This window comes from Pseudoxanthomonas koreensis, from assembly GCF_010093225.1.
Classification (GTDB): domain Bacteria; phylum Pseudomonadota; class Gammaproteobacteria; order Xanthomonadales; family Xanthomonadaceae; genus Pseudoxanthomonas; species Pseudoxanthomonas koreensis.
Map to the genome: position 1 here is coordinate 1 of NZ_PDWM01000075.1, position 2194 is coordinate 2194.

The window sequence follows — 2194 nt, forward strand, 5'->3', positions numbered from 1 at the left end:
TGTAGGACGACACCCTAACTTTCCGCTAAGGCGACACCCAGATTTACGCACCTCCGGGTCGACCCCGTAGCCTCGGCCGCTGTCGTCTTCGACGGGAGCGGGCGTGGCGATCACCGATCTGGAGATCCGCATGACGATCAAGACCTTGGCCGCCAAGGGCGTACCCAAGCGGGCCATCGCCCGCCAACTCAACCTCAGCGAAGGCACCGTCCGGTACCACCTGGGCCGCTTGGCCACCGCGGCGCACGATGGCCGCGCCGACCAGCCACGGCGGGCCGGTGTCGCCGCCGACGCCATCGCGCACTGGATGGCCCACCACGATCGCGCCAACCTGGCTGCCCTGCATGCCTGGCTGGCCGCCGACCACGGCTACATGGGCAGCCTGCGATCGGTGCAGCGTTACGTCGCCGACCACTACCCACCGCCACCGCTGCGCGCCCGCCGCCGTGTTGAGACGCCCCCCGGTGCGCAGGCGCAGGTCGATTGGGCGCAGTTCCCGCGCATGGTCGTCGCCGGCGAGCAGGTCACCCTGCACGCCTTCCACCTGGTGCTGTCTCACTCGCGCTTCGGCGCGGTGGTGTGGATGCCGGCCGAAGACAGCCTGTGCTGGCTGGCCGCGCACAACGCGGCGTTCGAGCGGGTCGGCGGCATTCCCGCCGTACTGCGTGTGGACAACACGAAGACGGCCGTGGTGCGCGGCGCCGGTGCCTGGGGCCAGCTCAACGACAGCTACCGCCGCTACGCCACGACCGTGCGCTTCCACGTCGATCCGTGCACGCCCTACAGCCCGGAGCACAAGGGCAAGGTCGAACGTGCCGTGCGTACCCATCGCGGCATCGACCTGGCGCGCCAAGCCTGGGACAACGTGCAGGAACTGCAGGCCGCGACCGACGATGCCGTGCGCGACAGCGCCCGGCGCCGGCGCTGCCCTGCCACTGGCGGCAGCGTGTTCGATGCCTGGCAGGACGAACGCAGGGTGCTGGCGCCGCTACCGATCCTGCCGGCCCCATTCGACGACGTTGCCACCCGCCGCGTCGGCCGCGACGGGCTGGTCGCGTTCGAAGGCCGGCAGTACTCGGTCCCGTTCGCGTTCCTGGGTCGTCAGGTGGAAGTGCGCGGTGGCGCCGGCACCGTGCAGGTGCTGGCCGACCAGCAGGTCATCGCCCAGCATCCGCGCCACACCGAGCGCCGCTTGCTGATCGATCCGGACCACTACGAGGGACCCGGGACCGCCACGGTGCATGCACCCACGCCCTTGGGCCGGATGGGCCGGCGTCTGCAGGAGCTGGCGTCGATGCCGGTGCAGCAACGGCCACTGGACCTCTACGCCGCCCTGGCGGAGGTGGCCCGATGAGCCGCCGCAAACTCGACGTCGACCGCACCCGCGAGCGCCTGCTCGGCCTGGGACTGGCCCATGCCGCCGACCAGCTCGAGCCGCTGCTCAGCGAAGGCGTCAAGGAAGGCCACGCCCCGCACGCCGTACTCGACGCCCTGCTCGATGCCGAGCACCAGGCCCGGGAGAGCCGTCGCGTGCGCACCGCATTGCGCCTGTCGACCCTGCCCACCGGCCATACGCTGGCCGACTTCGACTTCGCCTTCCAGCCGGCGATCGAGCGCTCACGCATCGACACCCTGGCCACCTGCGCCTTCATCCGCGCCACCGAGACGGTGCTGATCCAGGGCCCACCCGGCGTCGGCAAGACCCACTTGGCCATCGGCCTGGGCGTGAAGGCGGTCGAACTCGGGTTCTCGGCGCAGTTCTACCGCTTCGATGAGCTCAAGCTGCAGCTCAAGGCCGACGCCCACCTGCCGCCGGCCAGGCTGCGCCGGCGCAAGTACCTGTCGACCGCGCTGCTGATCATCGACGAACTGGGCTTCGAGCCAATGACCCGTGACGAGGCCAGCCTGTTCTTCCGTCTGGTGACCTACCGTTACGGCCGCGGCGCGATCCTGATCACGACCAACAAGTCGGTCCGCGACTGGACCGAACTGCTGGCCGGTGACGAAGCCTTGGCTGCGGCCATCCTGGACCGCCTGCTGCACAAGGCACACGTGCTCAACATCAAGGGGAGGAGCTACCGACTCAGAGACCTCGAAGCGACGCTCGGCGCCGCCCGCAACTGACCCTCAACCCGACCCGGGGTGCGTAAATCCGGGTGTCGCCTTAATGCGTGAAACTGGGTGTCGTTTGACA

Annotated in this window: 2 protein-coding genes; both read left to right on the top strand. The window is 69.6% G+C overall.

Going from position 1 to position 2194, the window contains the following annotated elements; all coding sequences use genetic code 11:
- Positions 1-103: 103 nt before the first annotated feature.
- The gene (gene istA / locus CSC64_RS13740; RefSeq protein WP_162435896.1) at positions 104-1354 is read left to right on the top strand and encodes an IS21 family transposase; all 1251 of its coding nucleotides are present in this window, start codon (positions 104-106) and stop codon (positions 1352-1354) included.
- Positions 1351-2124, top strand: a complete 774-nt coding sequence (gene istB / locus CSC64_RS13745; RefSeq protein ID WP_162435897.1) for an IS21-like element helper ATPase IstB — start codon at positions 1351-1353, stop codon at positions 2122-2124. The genes istA and istB overlap by 4 nt, the downstream gene beginning before the upstream one ends.
- Positions 2125-2194: the final 70 nt, after the last annotated feature.

Coding starts and splice junctions, on each gene's coding strand:
- istB (WP_162435897.1), top strand. CDS start 1,351: ATGAGCCGCCGCAAACTCGACGTCGACCGCACCCGCGAGCGCCTGCTC.